Origin of the sequence: Rhizobium bangladeshense (genome assembly GCF_001662075.1) — a bacterium.
Lineage (GTDB): Bacteria > Pseudomonadota > Alphaproteobacteria > Rhizobiales > Rhizobiaceae > Rhizobium > Rhizobium bangladeshense_B.
Window position 1 is genome coordinate 185,819 of sequence record NZ_LYPL01000002.1, and the last position, 24,945, is coordinate 210,763.

A 24,945-nucleotide genomic window follows, 5' to 3' on the forward strand; every position below is an offset into this window, starting at 1 on the left:
CGATATCTTCAACAGGATGTGTATTGGCGCCAGCGCGTTTTCCGGTGCAAAGCTTGTGGGCCGGGGAAATGATTTGGGTGCTGCGTCATGAGCTCGCATGAACAAAATTCCTTTTTCCGGCAACGCCGTGCCGTGCTGTCGGGTCTTGCCGGCGCGCTCGTCCTGCCGCGTGTGGCGGCCGCTTTCGACGTCCCGGACGAGCCGCGTCTTGCCAGGCACGATTACGCCGAGATCCGCCGCCGCTTCCGCACGAAGCTCCTGCACAAGGGGCCGGCGCCCGATAAATACGAACCGCTGACCGCACCTGCCGACGCCGAGAAGATCTTCTACCGTTCCGGCTATGGCGGCGAGCTCGAACTGGTCGCCTGGGTGTCGAAATACAAGCGCCAGCGCGCGGCCAAGCCGGCAGTGCTCTTCCTGCATGGTGGCAATGCCATGGGCATCGGCCATTGGCAGCTGATGAAGCCCTATATGGATGCCGGCTATGTGGTGATGATGCCGTCGCTGCGCGGTGAAAACGGCCAGAGGGGCAATTTCTCCGGCTTTTACGACGAGGTCGATGACGTTCTCGCCGCCACCGATCGCCTGGCGCATCTGCCGGGCGTCGATCCCCAGCGCCTGTTCATCGCCGGCCACAGCATCGGCGGCACGCTGACCATGCTGACGGCGATGAGCACTCATAAATTCCGCGCCGCCGCGCCGATTTCCGGCAATCCCAATGCCTTCCGCTTCTTCAGCCGCTATCCCCAGGACATTCGCTTCGACGACAGCAATGCGCATGAATTCGAGGTGCGTTCGGCGCTCTGCTACGCCCACAGCTTCAAATGCCCCATCCGGGTGGTTCACGGCACGGAGGAGGCGCATTTCAACGACCGCGCCGACCTGCTCGCCCGCCGTGCCCGCGCCGCCGGCACCCATATCGAAACCGACACCGTCGCCGGCAACCACACCTCGGCGCTGCCGGCCGAGATCGAACAGAGCATCCGCTTCTTCCACGGAGTGGCGGCCTGATTTTTCGGCGCGCCCATGGACCTGCAGCCAGAGGGCGGGTTCAAGCCTTCCTGATTTTTCCTTCCCGACACCAGCCTCGCGCCAGCCGCGCATGCCATCGTCGCGGCAGATATCGCTGTCTCGCCGATCGTTGATAAGGGTGGTTCGATGAATTTTCTGCGCCGGGTCCTCCCGATTGCCGGGCTCGTGATGGGCACTGCCTCGCTCAGCGGCTGCAACATCCTCATTCCCGATGTCGCCGCCGATTCGCCCGCCCGCTTCGTCCAGGAAACCTCACCAGTCTTCTATCAGCCGCCCGGCGTCGATCCGCGCCGGGTGCGGCCGGTCCCCGATCAGCCGGTGCCGCAGACGCGCGAGCTTTACAAGACCCAGTTCCATCAGACCTATGGCCTGCCGGTCACCAATCCGGTGCATGCGGCGATGTATGGCGAGCTGCGCGACGAGGATTTCACCCTGCCGTCGATCCCGGTCAGCCGCGTGCAGCCGCAATTCCTGCGCCAGGAGGTCGATTACCAGACGACCGAGCGTCCCGGCACCGTCGTGGTCGATACCAAGGCGCGCTTCCTTTATTTCGTCGAGGGCAACGGCAAGGCGATGCGCTATGGCGTCGGCCTCGGCCGCGACGGTTATGCCTGGTCGGGCCGCGGCGTCGTCCAGTGGAAGCAGAAATGGCCGCGCTGGACGCCGCCGGCAGAAATGGTCTCGCGCCAGCCCGATGTTCGTGCTTTTTCCGCCGAAAACGGCGGCATGAATCCGGGGCTCCAGAACCCGCTCGGCGCGCGCGCCATGTACATCTTCAAGGACGGGCAGGATACGCTCTATCGCATCCACGGCACGCCCGACTGGCAGTCGATCGGCAAGGCCACATCGTCCGGCTGCGTGCGCATGCTGAACCAGGACGTCGTCGATCTCTATGATCGCCTTCCCGCCAAGGCCGAGATCGTTGTGATGTAGCGCTGCAACAGCGCTGCCCATATCGTCCGCTCCATCAGGAACACGTCTGCGTGAAGCTATGGTTTATTTGGCGCAAGCCGATAGATTTCCTTATGTCGTCATTTCAGGATTCCCGCATCAAAAGGAAATCAGTCCCGCGTCATGAGTTCCGATAGACATCTTTCCCGCCGTAGCTTTCTTTCCCTTTCGGCTCTGACCGCAGCCTCCGCGCTCACCGGCTGCGCCTCCTCCGCCAACACCGTGACATCGGGCGACACCTCGATCATCTACCGTTCGCCCATGCGCCTGTTCCGGTCGCCGGGAGCCTCCAGCGTGCCGAGTGGGCCCGAGCTTGCCGTCATGTACGGCCCGGTCGAGGACGGCGGTTTCCTCATTCCCGCCGTTCCCTATGAGGAGATCGATCCGCGCTACTATCGCCAGCGCGTCGTCGATCCCACCGGCCAGCCGCCCGGCACCATCGTCGTCGATACGCCGTCGCGCTTCCTCTATCTCGTCCAGGCCGATGGCATGGCGATGCGTTACGGCGTCGGCATCGGCCGCGAAGGATTTGCCTGGCAGGGATCGGGCGTCATTCAATGGCGTCAGAAATGGCCGCGCTGGAAGCCGCCGAACGAAATGGTCGCCCGCCAGCCGGAACTCGTCAAATATTCGATCGAAAACGGCGGCATGGAGCCCGGCCTGAAGAACCCGCTCGGCGCCCGCGCGCTCTATATCTTCTCGAACGGCGAGGACACGCTCTACCGCCTGCACGGCAATCCCGACTGGCGCTCGATCGGCAAAGCCGTCTCCTCGGGCTGTGTCCGATTGCTGAACCAGGATATCATCGATCTCTACGACCGCGTTCCGACGAAGGCGCCGATTGTCGTCTGGCAATGATGCCGCCGGGGCGGCCGCCGGCCGGCCGCCTCTGCCTCTCTTCCGCCTGGCAATTCCCCGCTCGGAAAAGTTTTATTTCTGATTTAGCATTGCTTAATTCGATAAAAGGCCTACATGGTGCCTATCGAATTTTGCTTGTGACCTTTGTCCATGCGCCCAGAGCGCTTCGTCAGATCTCGTCTCAACATCGATATTTGCCCGCGGACATCCTTCCCGGGCGCACACAAACGGTTGAAAGGAGATCGTTATGAATTCAGGCGTCGTCAAGTGGTTCAATGGTACCAAGGGTTTCGGCTTCATCCAGCCCGATGATGGTTCCACGGACGTTTTCGTCCACATTTCGGCAGTCGAACGCGCCGGCATGCGCGAACTGACCGAAGGGCAGAAGGTCCGTTACGACCTCGTTCGCGACAAGCGCTCGGGCAAGAACGCGGCCGACAACCTTCAGGCCGCATGATTTGTCATTCGCCCTACAGCGCCGCGCGTCTTTTTAAGACGGGCAAAGGACGCTGTAGCACTTTGGCTGGCCACGGATGTGACAGCGAGCTGACCACGGATGTACTGGCAGCGAGCTTACCAAACCGGCAGCGGAAGGGCTGAGTGACGGGAAGAGGTCGGGTCCGCGCCCGGCCTTTTTGCTTTGGTCGCGGTCTTAGACCATTTGAACAGCCGAAGAGTTGAGGGACACTGCAATGGGCAGGCCAAACTACAAAGTCGGCGACACGATAGTGCTGAAATCCGGCCTCACGCGCACCGCGAAAGCCGAGAAGCGATGCCGGATCGCCAGCATTCTGCCCAACGACCACGGGCATGTGCAGTATCGCGTCCGGTTTGACGCCGAGAATTTCGAACGCCGCATCACCGAGGCCGACATCGATACCGGGAAATCACCATGCGAGGCGTCCGCCGAGGCGGTGGCCAAGTCGGACGGCGCCGGGTCCTGGCTGAAACTTTCGAGCATCAGGATCGGAAAATAGCCCCGCGTTTTATTATGGACAGTGCGGCGTCGCCGCCGAAGAAAGGATATCAACTTGCAGGTACTCGTCAGGGATAACAATGTCGATCAGGCACTGCGCGTGCTCAAGAAAAAGATGCAGCGGGAAGGTCTGTTTCGGGAAATGAAAGCGCGAAGCGCCTTCGAGAAGCCCTCCGAGAAACGCGCCCGCGAAAAAGCCGAAGCCATTCGCCGCCAGCGCAAGCTTGCCCGCAAGAAGCTGCAGCGTGAAGGCCTGCTGCCGGCGCCGAAGAAGGTTCTTCGCGCCCGCTGATCCCCCGGCCGCGGCATCGCGGCTCTTGCGCTGCGGAGCCACGGCTCAAACACCGTCGTTACCTGGGAAAGGGGCACATGACCGCCACCAAGGGAGAATTCTTCAATCCCGCCAAGCTGTCGCCTCGCGACAAGGCGGAAGCGACCGATCACACGGCGCGCGCCATCATCGCGGCCGAGGCCTCGGCCCGCGACAAGAAGACGGAAAAGCTGAAGGCGTTGCGCCTGCAGCAGGCGGCCGCGGCGGAAGCGGAAGCTGCGCCGGCAAAGAAGCGCCGGCCGTCGGCCAAACCCGCTCAGCGGCCTTGATCCCTCCCAGCAGGGGTCGTCAAAGCCTGTCGCGCAAAACTGTGCGCGGTTTTGCGGCAATGACATGCGGGAAAATAAAGAGCTAAAGCGCAGGGAGCGAACCTAAAAGATCGCGATGCGCTTAGAGTCGTCAGCCGCCGGCGCCGGCCCGGCCGAGATTGGCCCGCAGCCGATGCAGCATGTCGCGCATCTCACCCAGTTCCTCCAGCGTGCAGCCGGCGGCTTGTCCGATCGCCGTCATGATCGTATCGACCTCGGTCTTCATCGCCTGGCCCTTCGGGGTCAGCGACACGATCACCTGGCGCTCGTCGCGCAGGTCGCGGATGCGCTTGATCAGCCCGCCCTGTTCCAGTCGCTTCAACAATGGCGACAGCGTGCCGGAATCGAGGTCCAGCTGCTCGCCGATCGTCTTCACCGGCAGCTCGCTGCGCTCCCACAGCACCAGCATCACCAGATATTGCGGATAGGTGAGGCCGACCCTGTCGAGGATCGGCTTGTAGGCGCGGGTAAAGGCATGCGCCGTCGCATAGACCGCGAAGCACAGCTGCTTTTCCAGCCGCTTCTCCTCCTCCGGTATCTCCATCGTCTTTGCCGTTTGCGCTTTCATATCCACCATCCCAGAGCATGATGCCGAAACGTGTGAGCGGTTTTCGGACGACATCATGCGCTCACTTTTACATGGAGCAGGATTCAGATTTTAGGCCGAGCCGGCCTAAAATCGTCCTGCCCTAAGGCTGCGATTGTCTTCCTTTCGACGTCGAAATGCAATTTGCAAAATTCACTTGCGTACAATTTAATTGTGCGATAGTTAAAAACCAACCCCGATCGAAGGGCCAACCAAAGGAGATTGTCATGCCTATTCTCTATACGACCCAAGCCTCTGCCACGGGCGGCCGCGCCGGCCGCGCTGTTTCCGATAACGGCGTCCTGGACGTGACGCTGACCGTTCCCAAGGAGCTCGGTGGCGACGGTGCGACCGGCACCAATCCCGAACAGCTTTTCGCCGCCGGCTATTCCGCCTGCTTCCTCGGTGCCCTGAAATTTGTCGCGGGCCAGCAGAAGGTCAAGATTCCGGAGGAGACGACGGTCTCCGCCAAGGTCGGCATCGGCCCGCGCGAAGACGGCACCGGCTTCGGCATCGACGTGGCGCTGACCGTCAACATCCCCGGCCTCGATCGTGAAACCGCCGAAAAGCTCGCCGCCGCCGCCCACATCGTCTGCCCCTACAGCCACGCCATGCGCACCTCGACCGAAGTTCCGGTCACGGTCGCTTGATCGGAGCGATTCAGCGAAAGTGGCTGCCCTCACCCTAGCCCTCTCCCCGCTCGCGGGGAGAGGGGACGTGCCCAACGAGAGGTGAGCGCGGACGGAGAGGTCGCTGCATATCCCTTCTCCCCGCTTGCGGGGAGAAGGTGCCGGCAGGCGGATGAGGGGCAGGTCGCCCTATGCGCCCGTCGGTCGTCCACTTTGACGCGGCCGGCGCGACGTCTCAGCCGGTTTCGGCGCTTCCACCATTACCCCCGACAGCGCCTGCAGATCCTGCCGCAGCCGCGTAACGCCGCCGCCCGGCAGTCCGTCGTCGAGGGCCGCATGCGTGCTTTCCCAAATCGGCAACGCCTTTGCCAATACCGCCTTGCCTTCGCCGGTGAGCATGAGCAGGCGGCCGCGCCGGTCCCTCGGATTTTCCATCACGCTCACCCAGCCCTTGCGCTGCAAGGGCTTCAGGGCCGCCGTCAGCGTCGTCTGGTCCATGGCGAGCAGGGCTGCGACCGGCCCCATCGGCGGCGGCTCCGGCCGGTTCAGCGACATCATCAGTGAAAACTGCCCGTTGGTCAGCCCCGCCGGCCGCAGCGCGTCGTCGAACAGCCGCGCAAGTGCGCGCGCCGCCCGCTGTACATGCAGGCAGAGGCAGGTGTCGCGCACCAGCAACGTCGTGGAAAACGGAATCTCGATCGAATTTGACATGGCCATTTTATATTGATATCAAGCTTTATAGTCAAGGAGAAGGAGATGGGCCGGCTCGCCGGCGACGCCGGAGGAGGGCGCATCCATGCAGAACGAAGTTGTTTCCCGCGAGCAATGGCTGGAGGCTCGCCGCGCCCTGCTCTCGAAGGAAAAGGAGGCGACGAAGCTGCGTGACAGTGTCAACGCCGCCCGAATGGCGCTGCCCTGGGTGAAGGTCGACAAGGATTACGTCTTCGATACGCCCGAGGGAAAGAAGTCGCTCGCCGATCTCTTCGACGGCCGCAGCCAACTGCTGATCTATCATTTCATGCTCGGGCCGGATTGGGAGGCTGGCTGCCCCGGCTGCTCGTTCCTCGCCGATCACGTCGACGGCGCCCTGCCGCATCTCAATCATCATGACGTCACCTGGGTCGCCGTCTCGCGCGCGCCGCTTGAGAAGATCGCCGCCTATAAAAGGCGGATGGGCTGGAAGTTTCCCTGGGTCTCGTCCTTCGGCAGCGATTTCAATTTCGATTATCACGTTTCTTTCAGCCCCGAGGACCTTGCCAAAGACAAGGTCTTCTACAATTTCACTGCTATTGAGCCGGCCGAGGCCCATGACGAACTGCCGGGCCTCAGCGCCTTCTACCGCAACGACAAGGGCGAGGTCTTCCATACCTATTCGAGTTATGCCCGCGGGCCGGAGGAACTGATCGGCACTTTGATGATCCTCGACCGCGCGCCGAAGGGCCGCAACGAGCAGGGCACGATGAATTTCGTGCGCCGCCATGACGAATATGAGGATGCTCAAACCGCGCCATCCTGCTGTCACTGAGCAGGCACATGATGCCGAAATCCGTGGGGCGGTTTCCGGACGACGCCATGCTCTAAGAACAGGCGTCGCCATCACCTGAAGGGAGAAGAGGATGATGAAGACGGCTGAAGTGCTGAAGGAACATTCCTTCCTGGAACGACTGGTCGGCGACTGGAGCGTCACCGCACCCGAGATGGGCGGCGGCGACGACTGGACGGAGACCGTCCGCTCGCTGCACGGAATCTGGTTCGTCGCCGAAGGACACGGCCGCATGCCCGACGGTAAACAGGCCACCACGATCCTGACGCTCGGCTACAATGCCGAAAAGGGCAAGTATGTCGGCAGCTGGATCGGCTCGATGATGGACTTCATGTGGGTCTATGAAGGCGAGGTCGATGCCTCCGGCAACGTGCTCGACCTCTATACGACGGGACCCGACTTCAATGGCGAGGGTCTGGCCGATTACCGCGAGCAGATCACCTTCATCAACCCCGATCACCGCACCTTCACCTCCAGCGCCAAACAGGACGACGGCTCCTGGAAGCAGTTCATGGAAGCGCATTACACCCGCAAGATCTGACAACCACGGCGCCGCAAACAGGCCAAAGGCGTCGGAAGAGGGAGAGAATGATGTCGAAGACGCATGGAAAGTTCATCTGGTGCGAGCTGATGACCCCCGACACGTCAGCCGCCGCGAATTTTTACAGTTCCGTCGTCGGTTGGACCACCTCCGAGATGAAGGTGGAGGGCATGCCGACCTATACGATCTTCGAGGCGAACGGCATCGGCGTTGCCGGCCTGATGGAGTTTCCGGCCGAACTCGAAGGCACGGGCATTCCGCCGAACTGGACAGGTTATGTCGGCGTCGACGATGTCGATCAGTCGGCAAAGGATTTCGCGGCCAATGGCGGCACGGTGCGCCGTCCGCCGCAAGACATCCCGAGCGTTGGCCGCTTCGCCGTCGTCGCCGATCCGCATGGCGCGGTGCTCTGCATCATGACGCCGGCGCCGATGGATAAATCCCCGCCAGAACTGGCCTTCGACGCGCCCGGCAATATCGGCTGGCGCGAACTCTATGCCGGCAATGGCGAAGAGGCGCTGGCCTTCTATTCCAAACAGTTCGGCTGGACGAAGGACAGCGAAATGGACATGGGCCCCATGGGCGTCTACTACATCTTCGCCCATGACGGTCGGCAGACCGGCGGCATGATGACCAAGCCCGACAACATGCCGATGACCTTCTGGTGCTACTATTTCATCGTGCCCACCCTCGATGCCGCGATCGAACGCGTCACCTCGGGCGGCGGCAAGGTCGTCAACGGACCGATGGAAGTCCCCGGCGGCAGCTGGATCATCCAGGCCACCGACCCGCAGGGCGCTTTCTTCTGCTTGGTGGCGCCGAAGCGGTAGGCGGTTTGGCGGGCGGCAGGCTCTCATCCGGCTGCCGCCACCTTCTCCCCGTTTTGACGGGGAGAATGGGATATGCCTTAAGCTCTCCGTTTCACGCCACCTCTCTTATGGCACGTCCCCTCTCCCCGTCAGAACGGGGGTCCGCAGGACGGGTCGAGACAAGTGGCTCGACCCCGGCAAGGCTAGGGTGAGGGGCTGCGCCTGAAACGTTGAGGGCAGCACGCCGCCGCCATCCATCACCCCGCCACCGAAGCAAAGAACCCTTCCGGGCTCTCCACTTCCACCAGCCGCTTCTTCTCGATCAGCCAGAAGCGGTTGCCCACCGCCCGCACGAAACTGCGGTCGTGCGATACCAGCAGGCAGCTCGCCTCATGCCCCATCAGCTCGCTTTCGAGCGCTTCCTGTCCCTCGATGTCGAGGTGATTGGTGGGCTCGTCTAGCAGATAGAAGTTCGGTTCCGTCAACCGCAGCACCAACATGCCGAGCCGTGCCTTCTGGCCGCCGGAGAGCTGGCCGATCGGTTTTGTCTGCATGTCGATCGTCATGCCGGCGCCGGCCAGCAGGGCGCGCGCCCTGTGGTCGCCGACATCGAAACGGCGGATGATCGTGCCGATCGGTGTATCGCCGTCGGCAAGATCGGCGAGCGCCTGGTCGCCATAGCCGAGAACCAGCGACGGCGTCGCCTTGATCCCGCTTGGCGCCGTTTCCGGCCGTTCGATCGCCTGTCTCAGCATCGAGACCAGCCGCGACTTGCCGGCGCCGTTGAGGCCGAGGAGCACGATGCGGTCCTCCTGGCAGATGAATTGCCGGCCGGTCCTGAAGAGCAGCGTTCCATCCGGCGTCGTCACCGCCGCATCCTCAAGTGTCACCAGCACCTTGGCGTGCGTGCCGCGGTTGGTAAGCCGGATCGCGCCGGCCGAGCGTTCGAGATGCGACGGTTTTGCCGCATCCTCCAGCTTCTCCGCCCGCTGTTTCAGCTGCTTCGTCTTGACGACGAGCAGATCGCTGCCGGAATTGATGCCGATATTGTTGAGCTTGGCCGCCTGCTTGCGCAACTGCTCCGCCGTCCTCATGTCGCGCTCGTAGCGCCGCGCCTCGGCGGCGTCGGCCTCGTCGAGGGCGGCGCGCGCCCTGGAATAGGGGAGGGCAAAGACCGGCGATTGTTCCGGCCGCAGGAACAGCGTCCGGTTGGTCGTTGCATCGAGGAAGGCGCGGTCATGGCTGGAGAGGATCACCGGCACGTCGCGCGCCAGCGCATTCAGCCAGCTTTCCAGCTGCGCGATCTTTTCGAGATCGAGATGGTTGGTCGGCTCGTCGAGCAGAAGCACGTCCGGTTCGCTCACCCAGGCGCGGGCCAGCATGGCAAGCCGCTGCCAGCCGCCGCTCAACTGCTGTAGCGGCCGCCGGCGCATGGCCTCCGGCACCTCGAGCGATTCCAGCGCGACGTCGACGCGCCAGCTCTCGTTTTCGGCCAGATCGGCCGGCAAAGCCTGCAGGACCGCATCGCAAAACGTCGTGTCGAAAAGAGTGGCGGGCACATTCTGGGCGACATGGCCGATGGTCAGCCCGCGGGCCCTGGTGATTTCGCCCTCGCTCGGTTCGAGCGCGCCGGTGATACAGGCAAGCAGGGTGGACTTCCCGCGCCCGTTGGCAGCGACGAGGCCGATGCGGTCGCCGGCATTGACGACAAGGTTGAGCTTGGAAAACAACGGGTTGCCCAGCGTCACGCCGAGATTGCGGATAGCGATGAGTGTCATGATCGTTCTCTGGTCTTGACCGGGAGCGGGGCATCCGGGGCATCAGCCATCACGGAATTGCGCCTTTCACCGCCCGGGACGTTACAGAAATGCGCGCGCAGCTTGGGATACGGCGCCGCATTGGCCACGAGGGCAGACCAGGAAGAGATGTCGGGAACGGTCTCTGGTCAGCCCTGCAAACGCATTTGCAGGGCGTCGACGGGACCACGCTGGCGATGATGCCGGAAATAATGCTGCATGGCGTGATCCTCCTTTCTCGAAAAGGTTGCAGGACGGAAATATCATTGCGGGCGAAAAGAGGCAAGGGAGGCGGCGCCAGAGGGATGCAGGAAGCAATGTTGCGGCGTGCTTGGAGGCTACGCCCCGTGGGCTTCACACCTCAGCATGGGGAGGTTGGAGGAGGCCGCGCTCTCATAGCCTGTTTGGGAATGATAGGTGCCGGTGGTGGAGGGCGCTGCTGCTCTCCTGCAATCACCCACCCGCATCGCCGCACAATTCAAGCCGCCGCGTTATGCCGATGTTTTGCAGAAACATCTCGTCATGGCTGACGACGATGAGCGCCCCGTCATAGGCGCTGAGACCGGCCTCGACCGCTGCTATCGAGTCGATGTCCAGATGGTTGGTCGGCTCGTCGAGGATCAGCAGCGGCGGCGGCGCGGCGCCGAGCGTGCAGGCAAGGCCGGCGCGCAGCAATTGGCCGCCGCTGAGCGTCGAAACCGTCTGCAATGCCGCATCGGCCCGGAACATGAAGCGGGCAAGCGCGGCCCGGCAGCTGTTTTCATCGGCTTGCGGATTGATCCGGCGGAAATTGTCACGAATCGAAGCCGACGGATCGAGCAGGCTGACCTTCTGGTCGAGCATCGCGAATCCGGTCATCACCGCGACCGCGCCGGCCCAGGCTTTCAGCTCGCCGGTGATCAGCGCGAGCAGCGTCGTCTTGCCCGAGCCGTTCGGCCCGGTGACGGCGATGCGTTCCGGCCCCGTCACGTCGAAGGAGAGATTGTCGATGACGGGATCGTCCGGCCGGTAACCTGCCGTCACGCCGTCGATCTTCAGCACGATCTTGCTGGCCGGCAGCCCGGTCGCCGGCAAGCTCACCGACAGAGGCTGCAGGATCTCGATCTTCTCGCGCGCCGCCTTTGCCTCTTCAAAGGCCTGGGTGCGCCGTCGCTCGGCAAGACGCGCATTGTCGCCGCCCGTGGTTTCGCTTCGCTCCTTCATGCCGCCGAGCATGATGCGCGGAATGCCGCCCTTGGCGGCCATCTTCCGCCCGGCGCTGTCCCTGCGTGCCTGACGCTCCAAATTCGCCTGCGCCTTCCTGGCAACCTCCGCCATGCGCCTTTCGGCCTCGGCAAGATCATGTCGCGCGGCGGCAAGCTCGAGGGCCTTGCGCTCGTGGTAATGGCTCCAGTTGCCGCCGTAGCGCGTTGCACCGAGCGAGGTCAGTTCGACGATCTGGTCGACGCTTTCGAGCAATTCCCGGTCATGACTGACGATGACCGCGCCTGCCAGCCAGCTTGAAATCAGCGCGATCACCGCTGCGCGGCCTTCGCGGTCGAGATTGTTTGTGGGTTCGTCGAGCAGCAGGAAATCCGGCTCGCTGAAAACAAGCGCGGCAAGCGCGGCGCGTGTGCGCTGCCCGCCGGAAAGTGCGGCAAGCGGCGTCTGCGGCTCCGCGTCGAGCCCCGTCCGGTTGAGCGCGGCTGCGATCCGCGCCGGAAGCGTCCAGTCCGCCGAGGTCAGCTCGTCGGCCGTTGCCTCGCCGGCTTCGGCACGACGAAGAAGCTCGAGCGCCCCTGTCACGCCGAAGAGATTGGCGATGGTTTCATCGGCTGCGACCTGAACGCTTTGACGCAGCACCCCGAGGCTGCCGTTGACCGATATCGACCCGGAATTCGGCTGGATATCGCCGGAGACGAGTTTCAGCAGCGTCGTCTTGCCGACGCCGTTGCGTCCGACAAGACCGCTGCGCTCCCTGCCGAAACTGAGATCGAGATCGGAAAAAAGCGACCGCCCGTCAGGCGTGGCCCACGAAATTTGGGAGAGAGTGATGGATGCAGGCATGGATATGGACTTCCCCGTTGGCAAGGCGAACTGGCATTGCGATCGGGTTGAAATCCATTGCGGCACACATCCTGTTGAAATGATCGTTGGCGGGCAATTTAGGGAAGCAGGGCCGAAGGTTCAAGGCAAGGTGGCCAACTTGCCGCCCGGTTTCTCGGCTGGCTTCGTCCTAGATTAGCTTTCACACTACCCCTCTCCCCTAAAAAGACGGGGCGAGGGACATGCCATACAGGAGCGAAGTGAACGGGGAGAGCGAGCACGCCCTACGCCCTGCCTGCGCAGGAGCGAGGGGCGCGGTCAAGACTCTTGGCTCTGCGCGACAGCCGAACCTACCGCTTCAAGCTCCCCAGGATCCCACGCACCAGCGCCCGGCCGACCTGGGTCGCCACCGTGCGGGCTACGCTTTTCATCGCCGCTTCCACCACCGTTTCGCGCTGGTAGCCGGACGACCTGCCGCGCGATTGGCCGCGGCCCTGGCGGTTGTCGTCATCGCCACCGAAGCCCGGCAGCGTCCAGCCGGAGGTCGTGCCCGGCTGCTCTGCCGCTTCCTCCTGCGCCCGCTTGGCGGCGTCGGCTTCCGCCGCCTTCCTGGCGCGCGCCGTCAGCATCTCGAAGGCGGATTCGCGGTCGACGTCCTCGTCATAGACGCCGAGGACCGGGCTCTTGTCCATCACCTGCTGCCGCTCGCCGTCGGTCAGCGGGCCGACGCGGCCGGAGGGCGGGCGGATCAGCGTGCGCTCGACGATCGATGGCGCGCCCTTGGCCTCCAGCGTCGAGACCAGCGCCTCGCCGGTGCCGAGATTGGTGATGACGGTGGCGCAGTCGAAGGCCGGGTTGGGGCGGAAGGTTTCGGCTGCCGTCTTCACCGCCTTCTGCTCGCGCGGGGAATAGGCGCGCAACGCGTGCTGGGCGCGGTTGCCGAGCTGGGCGAGCACCGTTTCCGGCACGTCGAGCGGGTTCTGCGTCACGAAATAGACGCCGACACCCTTGGAGCGGATTAGCCGCACCACCTGCTCGACGCGTTCGACCAGCACTTTCGGCGCGTCGTTGAAGAGCAGATGCGCCTCGTCGAAGAAGAAGACCAGCTTCGGCTTGTCGGGGTCGCCGACTTCCGGCAGTTCCTCGAACAGCTCCGACAGAAGCCAGAGCAGGAAGGTGGCGTAAAGGCGCGGGTTCATCATCAGCTTGTCGGCGGCAAGCACCGAGATCTGGCCATAGCCGCTATTGCTGGTGCGCATGATGTCGGTGATCTTCAGCGCCGGTTCGCCGAAGAAATGCTCCGCACCCTGCTGTTCGAGAACGAGCAGCGCCCGCTGGATCGAGCCGACCGAGGCCTTGGAGATCAGCCCGTACTGGTTGGAAAGCGCGCTGGCATTCTCGCCTATATAGTTGAGCAGCGAGGTGAAATCCTTGAGGTCGAGCAGCGGCAACCCGGCCTCGTCGGCAATCTTGAAGGCGATGTTGATGACGCCTTCCTGCGGTTCGGAGGCGTCCATCAGCCGGGCGAGCAGCAGCGGCCCCATCTCGGCGACGGTGGTGCGCACCCTGTGGCCCTTCTGGCCGAACAGATCCCAGAAGATCACGGGAAACAGGTCGAATTCATAATCGGCAAAGCCGATCTGCTCGGCCCGTTTGGTGAGGAAATCCTTGGGCTCGCCCCTGGCGGCGATGCCGGAAAGATCGCCCTTGATGTCGGCCGCAAACACCGGTACGCCGGCCCGCGAAAAACCTTCGGCCAGCACCTGCAGCGTCACCGTCTTGCCGGTGCCGGTGGCGCCGGTGACGAGGCCGTGGCGGTTGCCGAATTTCAGGTCGAGATATTCCGGCTTGTTGATGCTGTCGTCGGGATTGCGGCTCGCGCCGATGAAAATCTTGCCGTCCTCGATCATCCGCTGCTCTCCCTTCGGCGCCCCCGCCATTTGTTGAGAAGGCTTGGGCTTGCGCCGCCTTCATCGAACCATCGGTTCCCTGTTATAAGCAGGCGGAAGGATGCGGACAACTGTTTGCATGGAAAGCAAAACCGCCGTTTGAAAGCGCAGCTTGAGTTGCGATCGAACTTCGAATAACGTTGACGTTAACGTCAAAATAACTGGAGGCTAACATGAATGAAATTGTAACCCAGATCGCCGATCGCGTGGGTATTGCGCCGGATCTGGCCGAAAAGGCGCTCGGCATGATGCTCGGCTTCCTGCAGCGCGAGGCTGCCGACGGCCCTGTCGCGCGGATGATCGAAGCGATCCCCGGCGGCGCTGATCTCGTCGCCCAGTTCAACGGCGCCGGTGCCAGCGGTGGCGGCCTGCTTGGCGGGCTGATGAGCTCGCTCGGCGGCGGCGGCATCATGGGCCTCGGCCAGCAGCTGATGAGCGAGGGCCTCGGCATGGGCGAGATCACTTCCCTCGCCAAGGAAACCATCGCCATCGCCAAGCAATATGCCGGCGAAGAGGTCGTCGACGAGGTCGTCGCCTCCGTCCCCGGCCTCAGCCAGTTCGTCTGAGCGACGGCGGCCAGAAGAAGCCTTCGCGGTTTTGCCACGTGTTGGCTTCCGGTCACCCCTGCCATACAGCCTCTTCTGGCTAGTTAAGGATTTCCGCCGAAAGGAAGGAGAGCCGCATGACTGTCTGGCGTCCGCCGCAGCAGATCAGGGTGAAGGTGATCGGCCTTGCCTGGAGGCAGGATCGGCTGCTCGCCGCGGAAGTGGAGGATGACGGCGGCCGCATCAAGGGCATTCGCCCGCTCGGCGGCTCGATCGAATTCGGCGAGACGCGCGAACAGGCCCTGCAGCGCGAATTCCGGGAGGAACTCGAAACGGCGATCCGCATCGTCGGCCCCTGGCATCTTCTCGAAAACATCTTCGAGCATCATGGCGCGACCGGTCACGAATATATCTTCGCCGCCGATATCGAACTCGCCGATGCATCGCTCTATGCGCGTGACGAAATCCGCTATGCCGAGCTCGACGAGACGGCGGCGACGGCGCGCTGGTTCGGCCGCGACATGGTGCGCGATGCCGGCATCGACCTCTATCCGACAGGGCTTGAGAAGGTGCTGTCACGCTGGCGCGATTGAGCCCGAGAAAACGCCTTTACGCAGCCGATATTCTGCTCGCCAAACTTTGATCGCTCGTGCTCGTCCCATAGGGAACAACGAACGCAGAATCGCTGTTTCTGTCGCATCGCCGACACCAGAAGGAACAGCATCATGCGCAGGTTTATTGCAGCAACGTCGATCGCTCTCCTCAGCCTCTCCGCCCCGGTCCTTGCCCAGACGAACATGGGCATGGATGCCAGCGGCCGGATCGACGGCACGCCGCCGCTCGGCACGTCGCCGGGTGCCGAGACGCAGACCGGACTGGTCATCCCGCTCGATTCGATCGAAACCGGCAGCATAGACGACGGCGCCCCGAGCGGCCGTGTCGACTGGGCGCGCTGCCCGCCGCCCAAGGCCCGCGGCGCGCTGGCCACCGAAGGCGGCAATAGCGGCGCCTCCGTCAGCCCCGCATGCCGTGAAGGTCGATAATGGGGAAGGGCGCTATTTGCCGTTCTTCGCCGCGCTGTGCAGGATGACGCCGAGTTCATGCCATTTGCGTCCGTCGCGCTCGATGAGGCGGTCGGCGCAGGCTGGCCCCATGCTGCCCGGGGCGTAAGTCTCGGGCATGCTCTCATCCTTTGCCCAGATGTCGAGGAAGGGCTGTACCGCCGCCCAGCCGGCCTCGATGCCGTCGGCGCGCTGGAACAGCGTCTGGTCGCCGATGAAGAGGTCGTAGAGCAGCGATTCATAGCCTGTGGTCTTGCCGATATCGAACTTGTCGGCATAGCGGAAGTCGAGGGAAACAGGCGTGGTATCGACCGAAAGTCCCGGCGATTTGATCGAGATTTCCATGCTCATACCCTCATCCGGCTGCACCTGGATCACCAGCCGGTTCGGCGGCAGGCGGCGATTGACCTCGGTCTCGCGGAACTGCGCGAAGGGCACCGGCTGGAAGGTGATGACGATCTCGGTGTCGCGCGCCGTCAGCGCCTTGCCGGTTCTTAAGTAGAAGGGTACGCCCGCCCAGCGCCAGGTATCGGCATAGAGCTTGAGCGCCACATAGGTCTCGGTCCGGCTGTCCGGCGAGACGTCATTCGTGTCGCGATAGGCCGGAAGCTCGGCGCCGTTCAGCGGACCGGCCCTATAGGCGCCGCGCACGCCATGCGTTTTTGCCTCCTCGAGCGTATAGATGCGGAGCGCCTTCAGCACCTTGCTTTTCTCGTTGCGTATCGCTTCGGCGTCGAAGCTGTTCGGCGGCTCCATGGCGATCATCGCCAGCAGCTGGAAGAGATGGTTCGGCACCATGTCGCGCAGCGCGCCTGTGGCATCGTAGAATTTGCCGCGGCTGCCTACATCGACGATCTCGGCGGCGGTGATCTGCACATGATCGATGTAGCGGCTGTTCCACAGCGACTCGATGATCATATTGGCAAAACGCGCGGTCATCAGGTTCTGCACCGTCTCCTTGCCGAGGAAATGGTCGAGCCGGTAGACTTGGCTTTCCTCGATCTGGGCGAGGATCTGGGCATTGAGCGCCCGTGCCGAGGCAAGGTCGGTGCCGAACGGCTTCTCGATGGCGACGCGGCGGAAGGTGCCGTCCTTCTCGTCGGTCAGGCCATGGGCGGCGAGCTTTTCGACGATCGAGCCGAAGAAGGACGGCGGCACGGCAAGATAGAAGGCGGCATTGGCATCCGGCCCCAGCCGCTTGCCGATCTCGACAAAAATATCGTCCTTGGTGAAATCACCCGATGTGTAGCTTATGCGCCGGCGCAGGCTCTCCCAGGCTTCGTCCTTGACCGTCTCCTCATCGCCGTTGAGGTGGTTGAGGAATGCGTCGAGCCGGCCGCGCAGGAATTCGTCGTCGCCCGGCTCGATGCCGATGCCGAGAATATTGAGATCCTCGCCGACGAGGCGCTGGCGCGTCAGATTGATGATCGCCGGCACCAGCAGCCGGCGCGTCAGATCGCCGGTGGCCCCGAAGATGACGAGGGTGACCGGCGGGGTAGGGGCAGCGTGCATGTATCATCTCCGAGATTTGTGTCCGACTATAAAGCCTGCCGGTTCCGTCGCAACATAGGCGGCGAGGGGTAACAGGCATTTGACATTTCGGGGCAGCAGGGGTGCCGAGACCCCCGGTGGCTGCAAGAGGCGGCAATGTCATGGTTGGCTCTCGATCAAGCAATCAGTGCTCAGTTATGGACGAGCGAAGCATAGAACCAGTCGATGAAGACACGCACGATTGGCGTCGCATGAGCCTCGGTTCGGCAGGCCACATAGACCGCGTCGTTGGCCGGGACCGTAAGGTCGAATGGCGCGATCAGCTCGCCCCGCGCGATCATGTGCGCGGTGGTGATATTGTCGCCTAGCGCAACGCCGTGGCCGTGCATGGCCGCCTCGATAGATAGGCGCGCGTCGCTCATCATGTGCTGGCGCGCCGGCATCGCAACGCCGGCGGCGGCGAGCCAGGTGTTCCATTCATTGCCGCGATCGGCGTTCAGCAGCATGTGGTCGCGCAGATCGCGCAGGGAGCGCAGCGGGCGCCTGTTCATGAGTGCCGGGCTGACGACAGGAAAGAGCTCCATCCGGCTCCACAGGCGCGACCAATAATTGGGCCATTTGCCGCTGCCGTAGAGAATGCACAGGTCGACATCCGGGGAGCTCAGATTGTTCGGGTCATTCGAGGCGCGCAGGTCGAGCTGGATATCGGGATATTGATCGGTGAACTCTTGCAGCCGCGGCATCAGCCACAGCGACAGCACTGCCGCAACGCAGGTCACCCGCAGCGTGCCTCCAGTTGCTGGCCGGGTCATCGCGGCTTTCGCCGCTGCGATCTCCGTAAACGCGTTGGAGACGACCGGCATCAACAAAGCGCCCTGGCTTGTCAGCTTCAGCCACTTGCCGCCGCGCTCGAACAGGCGCACCCCGAGAGATTCCTCCAATGTGCGTATTTGATGGCTGATAGCGCCGTGGGTGACATTCAGCTCGCGGCTCGCGGCTGAAACCGATCCATGACGGGCAGTGGCCTCAAAGGCGCGTAGCGGGTTGAGTGGCGGAAGACGGCTGGACATGAACGACCTGTGAGAAAAACTCGCACGAAACTGCATATTAATATCAATTGATTTTCCAGCAAGCTTGCCATTCAATGACCGGAAGAAACCGTCGGGGCTCTGCCGCAGAGCTGCAGCCGAGGACCGACTTCACACATCCGATAGCAGCATCGTCACCGTGGAGAAGGCCGGCCATGTCCTGGAATGAAACCAAGCTTTCCGAACTCCGAGCCAAGTATGGCGAGAGCCACGGCGGTGAGCTGCACGACCCCGAGTTCCGCAAGGTCGCCGAGAAGATCTTCAACAAGAGCGGCACCCGGCTCGCGCCCTATTCCGGCATTCCGACATTCCTCTCCGCCCCGCTGATGCAGGTCAACAACGAGAACCCGGATTTCGGCGACCTGCAGGTCGCGATCCTCGGCGTGCCGATGGATCTTGGGGTGACGAACCGCCCGGGCTCGCGCTTCGGGCCGCGCGCGTTGCGCGCCATTGAGCGGATCGGGCCGTACAACCATGTGCTCGGCTGCGCGCCGGTTCAGGAACTGCGCGTGGCAGACATTGGCGATGTTGCGTTTCAGAGCCGCTACCGGCTGGAATTGTCGCATGAGGATATTGAAAAACGCGTAGCACAGATCGTTGCCGCAGGTGTGCTGCCGCTCTCGGTAGGCGGCGACCACTCGATCACCCATCCGATTCTGCGGGCCGTCGGCAAGGAGCGGCCTGTCGGCATGATCCATATCGACGCCCATTGCGATACTGGCGGTGCTTACGACCTGACCAAGTTCCACCACGGCGGCCCGTTCCGCAACGCGGTGCTCGACGGTGTGCTCGACCCGACGCGCGTGATTCAGATCGGCATTCGCGGCTCGGCTGAATATCTCTGGGAGTTTTCTTACGCCTCGGGCATGACGGTGATCCATGCCGAGGAGATCTCGGCAATGGGCATCCCTGCAATTATCGAAAAGGCGAAGGCCGTCATCGGCGATGGGCCGACCTATCTTTCCTTCGACATCGACAGCCTCGATCCTTCCTTCGCGCCGGGCACCGGCACGCCGGAGATTGGCGGCTTCACCACCCGCGAGGCGCTGGAGCTCATCCGCGGCTTCAAGGGCGTGAACCTGATCGGCGGCGATGTCGTCGAGGTCGCGCCACAGTATGACGCCACCACCAACACAGCCCATGCCGGCGCGCAGATGCTGTTCGAAATATTGAGCCTGATGGCGTTCAGCCCGGCAATCCGCCGTGCCGCCTGACGGCCCTGGCCGCAGCTCAAGGCCAGGAAAGACAAGAAGGCCGCAAAGGCCTCGAATGCATTGAAAGAGGGAAGCGGCGTGCCGCATCGGTTAGGAGAAAGACGATGACGCAATTGACAATGAACCGCCGTACCGTGCTCGGCGTCGGAATAGGTGCTGGTGTAGCCATGTTGGCAATGCCCAACGTGCTGCGCGCCCAGGAGAAGTCGCTGAAAGTCGGTGTTTATGGCGGCTACTTCAAGGACTCGTTCGACAAGAACATCTTTCCGGAGTTCACCAAGGCGACCGGCATCGCGGTCGAATCCGTCGCAGAACCGACCGGCGAGGCCTGGCTGGTGCAGATGCAGCAGGCAGCCCAGGCGGGCCAGGCGCCGGCTGACGTTTCGATGATGTCGCAGGTGTCGATGCGCAAGGGCCAGGCCACAGAGCTCTGGGCTCCGCTCGATCTCGCCAAGATCAAGAATTCCAGCAATCTGCTTGATCGCTTCATCAACAAATATCCGGATGGCCGCGTCGCCGGCATCGGCGCGGTCTCATGGTTCATCACCCTGGTCACCAACACCGATGTCTACAAGGAAGCGCCGACCAGCTGGACAGCGCTGTGGGATCCGGCCAATGCCGACAAGCTCGGTCTGCTGGCGCTCGTCTCCAACTCCTTCCTGCTCGACGTGACGGCAAAGACCTATTTCGGCGGCGCCCAGGCGCTCGACACTGAGGAGAGCATCCTCAAGGTCTTCGCCAAGCTGGCCGAGCTGAAGCCGAATGTCCGCCTGTGGTATCGCGACGAGGCGCAGTTCGAACAGGCGCTAAAATCGGGTGAAATCCCGATGGGACAGTATTATCACGACGTGACCGGCCTCGCCGCCGCGGACGGTCAGCCCGTTCGCTCGACCTTCCCCAAGGAGGGCGGCATCCAGGATGCAGGCTCGTGGGCGTTGTCGAAGGCGTCGCAGAAGACGGAAGAGGCGCATATCTTCATCGACTATATGTGTCAGCCGTCCATCCAGGCCGTGCTGTCACGCAAGGTAGGCACGTCGCCAACGGTCAAGCGCGAAACGACCGACCTGAACGAGAAGGAATTTGCGGCGGTTTCCTCCGACATCGAACCGATCATTCCACACTACGACATGTACATCTCCAAGGCCGACTGGCTGAACGAGAAGTGGACGGAAATGATCGCCAGCTGACACTGATCGTGCTTTCGCAGGCCCTGTCCAGGGGCCTGCCTTTCGGTTGGGAAGAGGCATATGTCGGGACTCACGCTTCAGAATATCGTCAAGGACTTCGGCGCCTTCCGCGCCGTCAACAACGTCGACCTGACGGTGCCGCACGGCGCATTCGTCTGTCTGCTCGGCCCCTCCGGCTGCGGCAAGACAACCTTGCTGCGCATGATCGCAGGTCTCGATCTGCCGACATCGGGCCGCATCACGCTCAACGGGAAAGACATCACGAGGACGCCGACGCACCAGCGCGAGCTTGGCATGGTGTTCCAGTCGCTGGCGCTGTTCCCGCACCTGACGGTAGGCGAGAATATCGCCTATCCACTGCGCATTCGCGGCCGGCCGAAGGACGAGCAGGCAAAGCGCGTCGAAGAGCTGCTGGCGATGATTTATTTGCCGGGCTACGCTGATCGAGCCGTGTCGAAACTGTCCGGCGGTCAGAGGCAGCGTGTCGCGATCGCTAGGGCACTGGCGATTTCGCCAAAACTCTTTCTGCTCGACGAGCCGCTGTCGGCGCTCGATGCCAAGCTGCGCGAAGCCATGCAGGTGGAGCTTCGCCAGCTTCATCAGCGGCTCGGCATCACCACGATCGCCGTCACGCACGACCAGCGCGAGGCGATGACCATGGCCGATACGGTCGTGGTGATGAACGGCGGTCAGATACGCCAAGTGGCGTCGCCGACCGAGATTTATCGCAGACCGGCGGACAGCTTCGTCGCGGATTTCATTGGCCAGACAAATCTGGTCGAGGCCAGGCGGGAGGGCGGCGCGGTCAGCATATTGGGGCAGCCGGTCGCCGACCTGTCGCTGTCGGCAGGGATCGAGCGGGCCACGCTCTCGATCCGGCCGGAAGACGTGCGCCTGGGCCCGCCGAAGGCCGGTGCACTGACGGGCGAGGTCACCTTCGTGCGCGATCTCGGCGGCGTCGTCGAAACCTTTGTCAATGTCGGCGGTCAGCAGTTCATTGCAGTCTCGACGCCGCGCGAGCGCCCTGACGTGGCGGTTGGCCAGACGGTAGGCATTGCGCTCACCGACAAGGACTGCGTGGTGCTCGAGCAATGAGACGCGAAGCCCCCCAGACGCTTGGCGACTATGCCCCGCTAGCCTTCCCGGCGATCATGCTGATCGTCTTCTTCGTCGTGCCTTTTGGCACCATGATTTCCGTCAGCTTCTTCAAGCGCCAGCAGGGCGCCTTCTACACGCCTGATTTTGTCTTCGATAATTATGTCCGCTTCCTCTCTGCCTTCTTTGGCGGAGTGCTCAGCTTCTCGCTGATCCTTGCGATTGCGGTGGCCGTCATGTGTGTGGTTCTGGCCCTGCCTTTCACATATCTGCTGATCCGGATGAAGCGGAGCACCCAGGTGGTCTGGCTGGTCGCACTCCTTTCGATCCTGTCCCTTTCTGAGGTCATCATCGGCTTCGCCTGGTCGACGCTGTTTTCGCGCACGGCCGGCATCACCAACCTCTTCGTATGGCTCGGCCTCATGCAGCAGCCAGTCGCCCTGACGCCAAGCGTCGGGGCCGTTTTCACGGGTATGGTGTATCAGGCCTTTCCCTATACGGTGCTGGTGCTCTACCCGGCTCTGGTGCGGCTTGATCCGACGCTTTCGGAGGCCGCGCGCACACTCGGCGCTTCGCCTATCAGGGCCTTCTTCACGGTCGTTGTGCCTGCGCTGCGTGACACGATCCTGGCCACGCTGATCATGGTCTTCATCTTCGCGCTCGGGTCCTATCTGTTGCCGCAACTGCTCGGCCGCCCCCAGCATTGGACGCTGTCCGTGCACATTACCGACCAGGCGATCTATCAATCGAACATGCCCTTCGCGGCTGCGATGGCGGTGTTCCTGGTGTTGGTGACGCTGGCTCTGGTCGCGCTGACTCTGCTCGTTGGCCGCCGAGGAGGGACCATCGCATGACTATTCTCCGTAACGTTTTTTTCGGGCTGGTCGGGCTGTTTCTCGCGCTGCCGCTGATCGTTGTCGCCGGCGTGTCGGTCAACGCCAAGCAGAGCCTCACCTTCCCGCCGCAGGGCTTCTCGCTTGGCTGGTACGGTCAGATATTTCTCGACATGGAATGGCGCAACGCGCTGATCGCGTCACTTGTGCTGGCGCTGTCGTCGGCGGCGCTGGCAGTGCTGATCGCCTTGCCGCTAGCCTGGTTCCTTTGGCGCCGTTACGCGCCCTGGGCCAATATCTTCCAGTTGCTCGGCGTAGCGCCCTTTACCCTGCCGCCGGTTATCACGGCGCTCGGCCTGCTGACTTTCTGGGCCACGACCGGATTTTACGGCCAGCCCTGGACGGCGGTGATCGGCCACGCCATCTTCTTCGTCACGCTGCCGCTGGTGACCATTTCGCTCGGCTTTTCGGCTATCGACCGCTCGCTCGTAGAGGCCGCGTCGACCTTGGGGGGCGATGACCGCGCCGTGTTCCGAACCATCGTTCTGCCACTGATCTCGCCTTACATCGTGTCGGGCTATGCTTTTGCCTTTGTGCTGTCGCTCAACGAATATATCGTTGCCTACATGACGGTCGGTTTCACGCTGGAAACGCTGCCGATCAAGATCTTCAATTCGCTGCGTTACGGCTACACGCCGACCATGGCGGCGGTGACGGTCCTGTTCGTGGCGACCGCAGCGATCATCTTCAGCTTCGTCGCGCGCTTCGGTGACCTGCCGAAACTGCTGGGCGCGATGACGTCAAGCGAACCGTGATCGAGGCAACCCATGCCGCCACGGAACGCCAGGGCATTCCGCTGTCCTTTCCTCCTCAAAATCGAAGCACCTGAGATGGACTTAGCGCTAGAACGACGCTTTCCGTGCGTCGCCGACATGGAAAAGGCCGCGCAAAGACGCATGCCGCGTTTCGCTTGGGACTATCTCGCCGGCGGGCTCGGGCGCGAAGCTTCCGTGCGGCGCAATCTGGCGGCCATGGAACAAGTTTTGCTCATGCCGGGCTACCTTGCCGACGCCGACAAGCCCGATATCGGCGCAAGCCTGTTCGGTCATCGTTTCGACGCGCCATTTGCGGTCGCGCCGCTTGGGCTGGCCGGCCTTCTGTGGCCCGGGTCGGAGCTGCCGCTGGCACAGGCTGCCAGGCAACATAACCTTCCCTATATCCTCAGCACTTTCGCCAACACCTCGCTTGAGACGATCCGTCCTGCAGGCGGTGATCATAGCTGGTTCCAGTTCTATCCACCCAATGATCCCGCCATGGAAGACCACATGGTGGAGCGGGCGGGCAGAGCGGGCTACGACGTTCTTGTCGTGACTGTCGACATTCCAGCGTCCACGCGGCGCGAGCGCAACATCCGCAATGGTTTGACCATCCCGCCGGTCTATGACCTTTCGACGATCATGCAGGTGGCGATGCGTCCGTCATGGGCGATGGGCATTCTGCAAAACGGCGCTCCCGACTTCGCCAATCTCTCGCCCTACTACCCGAAGGGCTCGAGCCTTGCCGCGGCGGCCGAATTTGTCGGCAGGGTGATGACGGGTCACGTCACCCGCGAGCGCTTCAAGAAAATCCGAGACGCGTGGCCAGGCAAGATCCTGGTCAAGGGCGTGCTTCGCGCCGACGAAGCGGAGGAATACATGTCATTGGGCGGCGATGGTCTGATCCTCTCCAATCATGGGGGACGCCAACTCGACGCCGCGCCGTCGGCGGCGGAGGTCATCGGTGAAATCCGCGCACGACTTGGCCCCAAGGCCTTGCTGCTCGCCGACGGCGGCGTGCGCTCCGGCCTCGATATTGCCCGGATGCTGGCGCTCGGCGCCGATTTCGTTCTGATCGGCCGGGCTTTCCTATTTGCTTCCGCCGCCATCGGACATCGCGGCGGCGATCATTTGATGAACGTCCTGAAAGCCGAACTGAGGGCAACGATGGCGCAACTGGGGTGCAGGACAGTGAAAGACTTGCCAGCGTGTCACTGGCGGCCAAATGCAGGGCAGGTGAAAGCGAACTTGATCTCGGATGGAGAATTGCGTGACTGAAGCC

At 62.8% G+C, this 24,945-nt stretch carries 28 protein-coding genes; 21 read left to right on the top strand and 7 right to left on the bottom strand.

The genetic code is table 11. The features are described from left to right. Positions 1-87: 87 nt before the first annotated feature. From A7X77_RS04865 to A7X77_RS04895, 7 genes are all read left to right on the top strand, one after another. Positions 88-1,011: an alpha/beta hydrolase family protein gene (locus A7X77_RS04865; protein ID WP_064681883.1), complete on the top strand. Its 924-nt coding sequence runs from the start codon at positions 88-90 to the stop codon at positions 1,009-1,011. A gap of 147 nt (positions 1,012-1,158) precedes the next feature. Then, positions 1,159-1,965, top strand: coding sequence for a L,D-transpeptidase (locus A7X77_RS04870; protein WP_064681884.1), 807 nt, complete (start codon positions 1,159-1,161; stop codon positions 1,963-1,965). A gap of 141 nt (positions 1,966-2,106) precedes the next feature. Then, entirely contained in the window at positions 2,107-2,841 is a 735-nt protein-coding gene (locus A7X77_RS04875) for a L,D-transpeptidase family protein (protein WP_064681885.1), read from the top strand. Between the two features lie 247 nt (positions 2,842-3,088). Next, positions 3,089-3,298 (top strand): cold-shock protein, encoded by a 210-nt coding sequence (locus tag A7X77_RS04880; protein ID WP_004676036.1) that lies wholly within the window; start codon positions 3,089-3,091, stop codon positions 3,296-3,298. A gap of 235 nt (positions 3,299-3,533) precedes the next feature. Further along, positions 3,534-3,818, top strand: a complete 285-nt coding sequence (locus tag A7X77_RS04885) for a hypothetical protein (RefSeq protein ID WP_064681886.1) — start codon at positions 3,534-3,536, stop codon at positions 3,816-3,818. A gap of 54 nt (positions 3,819-3,872) precedes the next feature. Further along, the gene (gene rpsU, locus A7X77_RS04890; RefSeq protein WP_003569533.1) at positions 3,873-4,109 is read left to right on the top strand and encodes a 30S ribosomal protein S21; all 237 of its coding nucleotides are present in this window, start codon (positions 3,873-3,875) and stop codon (positions 4,107-4,109) included. Positions 4,110-4,186: 77 nt separating this feature from the next. Then, a complete protein-coding gene (locus tag A7X77_RS04895; RefSeq protein WP_064681887.1) occupies positions 4,187-4,417 on the top strand; it encodes a hypothetical protein in 231 nt (76 codons plus the stop codon). Between the two features lie 130 nt (positions 4,418-4,547). Here A7X77_RS04895 and A7X77_RS04900 read toward each other — a convergent pair whose 3' ends face one another. Further along, positions 4,548-5,033 (bottom strand): MarR family winged helix-turn-helix transcriptional regulator, encoded by a 486-nt coding sequence (locus tag A7X77_RS04900; protein ID WP_064681888.1) that lies wholly within the window; start codon positions 5,031-5,033, stop codon positions 4,548-4,550. A 236-nt stretch (positions 5,034-5,269) separates the two neighbouring features. Between A7X77_RS04900 and A7X77_RS04905 the strand changes: the two genes are divergently transcribed. Continuing rightward, positions 5,270-5,692, top strand: coding sequence for an organic hydroperoxide resistance protein (locus A7X77_RS04905; protein ID WP_064681889.1), 423 nt, complete (start codon positions 5,270-5,272; stop codon positions 5,690-5,692). Positions 5,693-5,860: 168 nt separating this feature from the next. Here the strand turns inward: A7X77_RS04905 and A7X77_RS04910 are convergent, their stop codons facing one another. After that, positions 5,861-6,382 (bottom strand): MarR family winged helix-turn-helix transcriptional regulator, encoded by a 522-nt coding sequence (locus A7X77_RS04910; protein ID WP_064682311.1) that lies wholly within the window; start codon positions 6,380-6,382, stop codon positions 5,861-5,863. An 85-nt stretch (positions 6,383-6,467) separates the two neighbouring features. Between A7X77_RS04910 and A7X77_RS04915 the strand changes: the two genes are divergently transcribed. The 3 genes from A7X77_RS04915 (at position 6,468) to A7X77_RS04925 (ending at position 8,585) form a co-directional block, all read left to right on the top strand. Beyond that, complete coding sequence (locus tag A7X77_RS04915) at positions 6,468-7,196, top strand: DUF899 domain-containing protein (protein ID WP_064681890.1); 729 nt, start codon at positions 6,468-6,470, stop codon at positions 7,194-7,196. Positions 7,197-7,287: 91 nt separating this feature from the next. Continuing rightward, a complete protein-coding gene (locus A7X77_RS04920; RefSeq protein ID WP_064681891.1) occupies positions 7,288-7,755 on the top strand; it encodes a DUF1579 domain-containing protein in 468 nt (155 codons plus the stop codon). Positions 7,756-7,805: 50 nt separating this feature from the next. Further along, a complete protein-coding gene (locus A7X77_RS04925; protein ID WP_064682312.1) occupies positions 7,806-8,585 on the top strand; it encodes a VOC family protein in 780 nt (259 codons plus the stop codon). A gap of 236 nt (positions 8,586-8,821) precedes the next feature. Here the strand turns inward: A7X77_RS04925 and A7X77_RS04930 are convergent, their stop codons facing one another. Together A7X77_RS04930 and A7X77_RS04935 are read right to left on the bottom strand one after the other, a co-directional pair. Next, positions 8,822-10,342, bottom strand: coding sequence for an ABC-F family ATP-binding cassette domain-containing protein (locus A7X77_RS04930; protein WP_064681892.1), 1,521 nt, complete (start codon positions 10,340-10,342; stop codon positions 8,822-8,824). Positions 10,343-10,813: 471 nt separating this feature from the next. Then, positions 10,814-12,406: an ABC-F family ATP-binding cassette domain-containing protein gene (locus tag A7X77_RS04935; RefSeq protein WP_064681893.1), complete on the bottom strand. Its 1,593-nt coding sequence runs from the start codon at positions 12,404-12,406 to the stop codon at positions 10,814-10,816. Between A7X77_RS04935 and A7X77_RS33375 the strand changes: the two genes are divergently transcribed. Then, positions 12,393-12,584 carry a hypothetical protein gene (locus A7X77_RS33375; RefSeq protein WP_197486788.1) on the top strand — a complete coding sequence of 64 codons (192 nt, stop codon included), beginning with the start codon at positions 12,393-12,395 and terminating at the stop codon, positions 12,582-12,584. The two genes, A7X77_RS04935 and A7X77_RS33375, sit on opposite strands and share 14 nt — an antisense overlap. Positions 12,585-12,735: 151 nt before the next feature. On the opposite strand, the gene A7X77_RS04940 is transcribed toward A7X77_RS33375, so the two are convergent. After that, complete coding sequence (locus A7X77_RS04940; protein WP_064681894.1) at positions 12,736-14,295, bottom strand: helicase HerA-like C-terminal domain-containing protein; 1,560 nt, start codon at positions 14,293-14,295, stop codon at positions 12,736-12,738. 212 nt (positions 14,296-14,507) lie between these two features. On the opposite strand from A7X77_RS04940, the gene A7X77_RS04945 reads away from it, so the two are divergent. The 3 genes from A7X77_RS04945 (at position 14,508) to A7X77_RS04955 (ending at position 15,922) form a co-directional block, all read left to right on the top strand. Next, complete coding sequence (locus A7X77_RS04945) at positions 14,508-14,900, top strand: hypothetical protein (RefSeq protein ID WP_064681895.1); 393 nt, start codon at positions 14,508-14,510, stop codon at positions 14,898-14,900. 116 nt (positions 14,901-15,016) lie between these two features. Next, positions 15,017-15,472, top strand: coding sequence for an NUDIX hydrolase (locus A7X77_RS04950; protein WP_064681896.1), 456 nt, complete (start codon positions 15,017-15,019; stop codon positions 15,470-15,472). 132 nt (positions 15,473-15,604) lie between these two features. Further along, entirely contained in the window at positions 15,605-15,922 is a 318-nt protein-coding gene (locus A7X77_RS04955; protein ID WP_064681897.1) for a hypothetical protein, read from the top strand. Between the two features lie 12 nt (positions 15,923-15,934). Here the strand turns inward: A7X77_RS04955 and zwf are convergent, their stop codons facing one another. After that, positions 15,935-17,452: a glucose-6-phosphate dehydrogenase gene (gene zwf / locus A7X77_RS04960; RefSeq protein ID WP_064681898.1), complete on the bottom strand. Its 1,518-nt coding sequence runs from the start codon at positions 17,450-17,452 to the stop codon at positions 15,935-15,937. A 170-nt stretch (positions 17,453-17,622) separates the two neighbouring features. Continuing rightward, entirely contained in the window at positions 17,623-18,501 is an 879-nt protein-coding gene (locus tag A7X77_RS04965) for a LysR substrate-binding domain-containing protein (RefSeq protein WP_082928776.1), read from the bottom strand. A gap of 173 nt (positions 18,502-18,674) precedes the next feature. Here A7X77_RS04965 and speB point away from each other — a divergent pair, with 173 nt between their 5' ends. The 6 genes from speB (at position 18,675) to A7X77_RS04995 (ending at position 24,941) form a co-directional block, all read left to right on the top strand. Then, complete coding sequence (gene speB / locus A7X77_RS04970) at positions 18,675-19,733, top strand: agmatinase (protein ID WP_064681899.1); 1,059 nt, start codon at positions 18,675-18,677, stop codon at positions 19,731-19,733. A gap of 104 nt (positions 19,734-19,837) precedes the next feature. Then, a complete protein-coding gene (locus tag A7X77_RS04975) occupies positions 19,838-20,920 on the top strand; it encodes an ABC transporter substrate-binding protein (protein WP_064681900.1) in 1,083 nt (360 codons plus the stop codon). 60 nt (positions 20,921-20,980) lie between these two features. Beyond that, positions 20,981-22,015, top strand: a complete 1,035-nt coding sequence (locus tag A7X77_RS04980; protein WP_064681901.1) for an ABC transporter ATP-binding protein — start codon at positions 20,981-20,983, stop codon at positions 22,013-22,015. Next, complete coding sequence (locus A7X77_RS04985) at positions 22,012-22,869, top strand: ABC transporter permease (RefSeq protein ID WP_064681902.1); 858 nt, start codon at positions 22,012-22,014, stop codon at positions 22,867-22,869. Before A7X77_RS04980 ends, A7X77_RS04985 begins: the two co-directional genes overlap by 4 nt. Further along, positions 22,866-23,663 (top strand): ABC transporter permease, encoded by a 798-nt coding sequence (locus tag A7X77_RS04990; protein ID WP_064681903.1) that lies wholly within the window; start codon positions 22,866-22,868, stop codon positions 23,661-23,663. Before A7X77_RS04985 ends, A7X77_RS04990 begins: the two co-directional genes overlap by 4 nt. A gap of 141 nt (positions 23,664-23,804) precedes the next feature. After that, positions 23,805-24,941, top strand: coding sequence for an alpha-hydroxy acid oxidase (locus A7X77_RS04995; protein ID WP_064681904.1), 1,137 nt, complete (start codon positions 23,805-23,807; stop codon positions 24,939-24,941). The last annotated feature ends 4 nt before the right edge of the window (positions 24,942-24,945 follow it).

Excerpts from the sequence above, each read along its gene's own strand:
- A7X77_RS04865 (WP_064681883.1), top strand. The coding sequence starts at position 88 with ATGAGCTCGCATGAACAAAATTCCTTTTTCCGGCAACGCCGTGCCGTG.
- A7X77_RS04870 (WP_064681884.1), top strand. The coding sequence starts at position 1,159 with ATGAATTTTCTGCGCCGGGTCCTCCCGATTGCCGGGCTCGTGATGGGC.
- A7X77_RS04875 (WP_064681885.1), top strand. The coding sequence starts at position 2,107 with ATGAGTTCCGATAGACATCTTTCCCGCCGTAGCTTTCTTTCCCTTTCG.
- A7X77_RS04880 (WP_004676036.1), top strand. The coding sequence starts at position 3,089 with ATGAATTCAGGCGTCGTCAAGTGGTTCAATGGTACCAAGGGTTTCGGC.
- A7X77_RS04885 (WP_064681886.1), top strand. The coding sequence starts at position 3,534 with ATGGGCAGGCCAAACTACAAAGTCGGCGACACGATAGTGCTGAAATCC.
- A7X77_RS04895 (WP_064681887.1), top strand. The coding sequence starts at position 4,187 with ATGACCGCCACCAAGGGAGAATTCTTCAATCCCGCCAAGCTGTCGCCT.
- A7X77_RS04900 (WP_064681888.1), bottom strand. The coding sequence starts at position 5,033 with ATGGTGGATATGAAAGCGCAAACGGCAAAGACGATGGAGATACCGGAG.
- A7X77_RS04905 (WP_064681889.1), top strand. The coding sequence starts at position 5,270 with ATGCCTATTCTCTATACGACCCAAGCCTCTGCCACGGGCGGCCGCGCC.
- A7X77_RS04910 (WP_064682311.1), bottom strand. The coding sequence starts at position 6,382 with ATGTCAAATTCGATCGAGATTCCGTTTTCCACGACGTTGCTGGTGCGC.
- A7X77_RS04915 (WP_064681890.1), top strand. The coding sequence starts at position 6,468 with ATGCAGAACGAAGTTGTTTCCCGCGAGCAATGGCTGGAGGCTCGCCGC.
- A7X77_RS04920 (WP_064681891.1), top strand. The coding sequence starts at position 7,288 with ATGATGAAGACGGCTGAAGTGCTGAAGGAACATTCCTTCCTGGAACGA.
- A7X77_RS04925 (WP_064682312.1), top strand. The coding sequence starts at position 7,806 with ATGTCGAAGACGCATGGAAAGTTCATCTGGTGCGAGCTGATGACCCCC.
- A7X77_RS04930 (WP_064681892.1), bottom strand. The coding sequence starts at position 10,342 with ATGACACTCATCGCTATCCGCAATCTCGGCGTGACGCTGGGCAACCCG.
- A7X77_RS33375 (WP_197486788.1), top strand. The coding sequence starts at position 12,393 with ATGGATGCAGGCATGGATATGGACTTCCCCGTTGGCAAGGCGAACTGG.
- A7X77_RS04935 (WP_064681893.1), bottom strand. The coding sequence starts at position 12,406 with ATGCCTGCATCCATCACTCTCTCCCAAATTTCGTGGGCCACGCCTGAC.
- A7X77_RS04940 (WP_064681894.1), bottom strand. The coding sequence starts at position 14,295 with ATGATCGAGGACGGCAAGATTTTCATCGGCGCGAGCCGCAATCCCGAC.
- A7X77_RS04945 (WP_064681895.1), top strand. The coding sequence starts at position 14,508 with ATGAATGAAATTGTAACCCAGATCGCCGATCGCGTGGGTATTGCGCCG.
- A7X77_RS04950 (WP_064681896.1), top strand. The coding sequence starts at position 15,017 with ATGACTGTCTGGCGTCCGCCGCAGCAGATCAGGGTGAAGGTGATCGGC.
- A7X77_RS04955 (WP_064681897.1), top strand. The coding sequence starts at position 15,605 with ATGCGCAGGTTTATTGCAGCAACGTCGATCGCTCTCCTCAGCCTCTCC.
- zwf (WP_064681898.1), bottom strand. The coding sequence starts at position 17,452 with ATGCACGCTGCCCCTACCCCGCCGGTCACCCTCGTCATCTTCGGGGCC.
- A7X77_RS04965 (WP_082928776.1), bottom strand. The coding sequence starts at position 18,501 with ATGTCCAGCCGTCTTCCGCCACTCAACCCGCTACGCGCCTTTGAGGCC.
- speB (WP_064681899.1), top strand. The coding sequence starts at position 18,675 with ATGTCCTGGAATGAAACCAAGCTTTCCGAACTCCGAGCCAAGTATGGC.
- A7X77_RS04975 (WP_064681900.1), top strand. The coding sequence starts at position 19,838 with ATGACGCAATTGACAATGAACCGCCGTACCGTGCTCGGCGTCGGAATA.
- A7X77_RS04980 (WP_064681901.1), top strand. The coding sequence starts at position 20,981 with ATGTCGGGACTCACGCTTCAGAATATCGTCAAGGACTTCGGCGCCTTC.
- A7X77_RS04985 (WP_064681902.1), top strand. The coding sequence starts at position 22,012 with ATGAGACGCGAAGCCCCCCAGACGCTTGGCGACTATGCCCCGCTAGCC.
- A7X77_RS04990 (WP_064681903.1), top strand. The coding sequence starts at position 22,866 with ATGACTATTCTCCGTAACGTTTTTTTCGGGCTGGTCGGGCTGTTTCTC.
- A7X77_RS04995 (WP_064681904.1), top strand. The coding sequence starts at position 23,805 with ATGCCGCGTTTCGCTTGGGACTATCTCGCCGGCGGGCTCGGGCGCGAA.